The organism is Gordonia sp. (in: high G+C Gram-positive bacteria) (assembly GCF_012515855.1).
Classification (GTDB): Bacteria; Actinomycetota; Actinomycetes; order Mycobacteriales; family Mycobacteriaceae; genus Gordonia.
The window spans coordinates 1-3,345 of record NZ_JAAYXO010000108.1 but is presented as its reverse complement, the minus strand read 5'-3'; the positions used below and the strand labels follow the sequence as shown (position 1 = coordinate 3,345).

3 protein-coding genes are annotated in these 3,345 nt (G+C 64.5%); 1 reads left to right on the top strand and 2 read right to left on the bottom strand.

All coding sequences use genetic code 11. The features are described 5' to 3' along the window. Window positions 1–461 precede the first annotated feature (461 nt). Window positions 462–1,964, top strand: coding sequence for a bifunctional UDP-sugar hydrolase/5'-nucleotidase (locus tag GX543_RS08065; protein ID WP_290851133.1), 1,503 nt, complete (start codon window positions 462–464; stop codon window positions 1,962–1,964). An 86-nt stretch (window positions 1,965–2,050) separates the two neighbouring features. Here the strand turns inward: GX543_RS08065 and GX543_RS08060 are convergent, their stop codons facing one another. Both GX543_RS08060 and GX543_RS08055 read right to left on the bottom strand, forming a co-directional pair. After that, on the bottom strand, window positions 2,051–3,067 hold the full coding sequence (locus GX543_RS08060; protein ID WP_290851132.1) for a zinc-binding alcohol dehydrogenase family protein: 1,017 nt from the start codon (window positions 3,065–3,067) through the stop codon (window positions 2,051–2,053). Next, the coding region (locus GX543_RS08055) for a phosphoribosyltransferase family protein (RefSeq protein WP_290851131.1) at window positions 3,067–3,345 on the bottom strand (279 nt) is incomplete at its 5' end. The genes GX543_RS08055 and GX543_RS08060, both read right to left, overlap by 1 nt.

Sequence of the window (3,345 nt, the reverse complement as noted above, 5' to 3'; positions counted from 1 at the left end):
TCGTGGGCGCGCTGACGCTGATCGAGGGTGGGTTGTGGACCGACCTCGCCGGCATCGGCGTCGGGGTCGTGGTCTTCGCGATCCAGAAGCGCCTCGTCAAACCCGAGGCCCTGGCGCGCGGCGCGGACTAGCGACGGGCGAACGACGGTCTGCTCCCTGCCCCGGCGGCGGTCGCCCGCCGTCCCAAACCTTGTCAAACACCGCTTTCGAAGCGGTCCTTTGACGCCCTGCCGAAATCGTTATACTGTATAACAGTATCGCAGTCTGAGCGTGGGATGTCGCAACCAGTCGGCGTCTGAAGTCCCGCCTCGGGAGGAGCTGCGATGCTGCCGGACTGGAGCAGCGATCTCGGCCCGTTTGCCTTTTTCGGCTGTGCCGGCAAGTGCGCCTGAGGGACCGAACCAGCGTTCGGGCCCGCCCGCTACACCGTAAGCAGTTCGATTATCAATTCGGGGGATCCGATGATTACCAAACGCACTTTGCTTATCGCTTCGACTGCTCTGGCCGGCGTCGCCGCCTTGGGCACTGCCAGTCTTGCTGCCGACTTCACGGGGACCGTGACGATCGTTCACATCAATGACGTCCACGCCCACATCGACGGGACCGACACGCAGATCGGCTACCCGAAGATCGCCGGGTTCGTTGAACAGACGAGAGCCGAGAACCCCAACACCCTCTTCCTCGACGCGGGAGACGCCATCGCCGGCGACCCCTATGCGTCGATCGATCGGGGACTGGGATTCCTGCCGATACTGAACACCCTCGGCATCGACGCCATGACTGCGGGCAACTCCGAGTTCGCGTACGGCTCCGATCACCTGAAGACGTTTGCGGCGGGCCTCAACTACCCGCTGCTCGTCGACAACATGGTGTACACCGCCACCGGTGAACCCTTCAGCGAGGGTTTCACTCTCGTGGAACTGCCTAACGGGATGACGGCAGGTATTGTCGGAGTAACCACCCACCAGTCCGGGGTGATGGCGTCGACCGACCTCGAGTACGTGGATGCGGTCGCCGCGACGGAGCGTCTCGTCGGCGAAGCCACAGAGGCTGGCGCCGACTTCATCGTCGGCCTGCTGCACCTCGGCGAACTCGAGGAAGACTCCAACTCGCTCGCGGTAGCCGAGCAGGTTGAGGGCCTGGATGTCATCATCGATGGGAACAGCCATACTGGACACCCGTCCGGCTTGATCCACAACGACGTGCTTATCGCCCAGACCAGCGGCAACGGCGAGACTGTCGGAGTCGTCGACCTCGCGTTCGTCGACGGCAAGTTCACCGGCGCCGAGGCACGCCTGCTCGATCGCGCCTCCCTCGACAACGTACCGGAGAAGGCGGCGACCCGCGCTGCCCTGGATGTGTTTCTTGCCACCGCGACTGAGTTCTTCAATGAGATTGTCGGCTCAACCGACGTCACTCTGGAGGGCACCCGCGACGTTGTGCGAACCCAGGAAACCAATCTGGGAAACCTGTTCACGGACGCCGTGCGTGAAGCGGCCGGGGCGCAACTGGCGTTCTTGCCGGCGGGCTATATTGGTGGCGTGACCGAACCTGGTCCGATCGACCGCCGGACTGTCCAGACGATGGCCCGGATCGAAGTTGAGATCGTCAAGATGGAGCTCACGGGAGAGCAGGTGGTCGCATTCGTGGACAGTACGGTCGGCACATTCCCTGAGTCTTCCGGATCGCTACTGCACGTGAGCGGAGGTACCTATCGCATCGACCCCGACGCCGAGGGAACAAAGGCCCACAGCTTCACGGTCGAGGGGGCGCCTCTGTCCCCCGAGGACACCTATTCGGTGGCGGTCGTCGTCGGTGCGCTGAGCCGGCCTGGAATCAGCGAGGGAACATTGATCTCTCGCCACGGCAACACACCGCAAATCCTCGAAGCCTATCTGAAAGCCAACTCACCAGTGGCTCCTCAGGTCGAAGGGCGATTTGGGGCGGCGACAAAGGCTGAATAGCACCCGGATTCCATCCGGACCATGACGCGAACCGGGCGGCCTTGCCGCCCGGTTTCTTTTCGGACTCGAGCGCCGCAGGTGGGTGGCTACCAGCCTTCGAGCACAACCTTGCCGATAGTCTTGCCGCTCTCGAGCATCCGGTGCGCCTCGCGCAGGTTCACTGCGCTGATCGTCCCGAGGTTCGTCTTCAACGTTGTCTTGAGCACGCCGGCGTCGACCAGACGCGAGACTTCCGACAGTATCCGGTGCTGCTCGATCATGTCGTCGGTCCCGTGCAGCGAGCGCGTGTACATGAGCTCGTAGCACAGCGTGATCGACTTGCCGCTGAACCCATCGGGGTGATTGGCCGCACCGATCCCGCTGATGACCCCCAATCGGCCCTGCGGGGCGATCAGTTCGAGTATCTGGTCGAAGTGCCGGTCGGTGCTGGTCGTCGAGAACACGAAACCGGGCGCCCCTGTCCCAAGCGCGGCGACTTCCGCCGCCAGCGGTTTGGAATGGTCGATCACATGATCGGCCCCCATGGCGCCGGCCCACTCCACCGTCTCGGGACGAGAGGCGGTTGCGATCACGGTCATGCTCGCGATCCGCTTGGCGATCTGGATGGCGACCGAACCGACCCCGCCCGCGCCGCCGACGACGAGCAGCATGCGGTTGTCGCGCGGTACGGGACGGTTCACGTCCAGCCGGTCGAACAGCATTTCCCAGGCCGTTAGCGCGGTCAGCGGGAGCGCCGCCGCTTCGGCGTCGCCGAGCGATTGCGGCGCCGGGCCGACGATCCGTTCGTCGACGAGCTGCAGTTCGGCGTTGGAGCCGGGGCGAATGATCGAGCCGGCATAAAAGACCCGGTCGCCGGGGCGGAACAAGGTAACATCCGGTCCAACCGCCTCGACGGTTCCGGCGGCGTCCCAGCCGATCACCTTGAAATCGCCGACAGTACCGGGCGAACCACCACGCACCTTGGTGTCGACGGGATTGACCGATACCGCCGCCACCCGCACCAGAAGATCGCGGCCGCTCGCCACCGGATCGGGCAGCTCGTGTTCTATCAGCGAATCCGGCCGGCCAATCGGCCCCGTCTCGACGAAGCCGATTGCCTTCATCAGTCCGTGCCGCCCGAGATCGGCGCGACATAAGCCACGTCGAGGTCCCAGGGGAAGAAGATCCAGGTGTCCTGGCTCACCTCGGTGATGAAGGTATCGACCATCTCGCGGCCCTTGGGCTTGGCGTAGACCGTGGCGAAATGCGCGCCGGGCAGCATGTCGCGCACCACGCGCGCCGTCGCGCCGGTGTCCACCAGGTCATCGACGATGAGCACTTTCTTTCCTGCGCGGGCGGCGGCGAGGATCGGCTCGGAGATCGCCTTGAGCACCGTGATCCC

Bases quoted from the DNA above. Each gene is read 5' to 3' on its own strand.
- GX543_RS08065 (WP_290851133.1), top strand. From the start codon at position 462: ATGATTACCAAACGCACTTTGCTTATCGCTTCGACTGCTCTGGCCGGC.
- GX543_RS08060 (WP_290851132.1), bottom strand. From the start codon at position 3,067: ATGAAGGCAATCGGCTTCGTCGAGACGGGGCCGATTGGCCGGCCGGAT.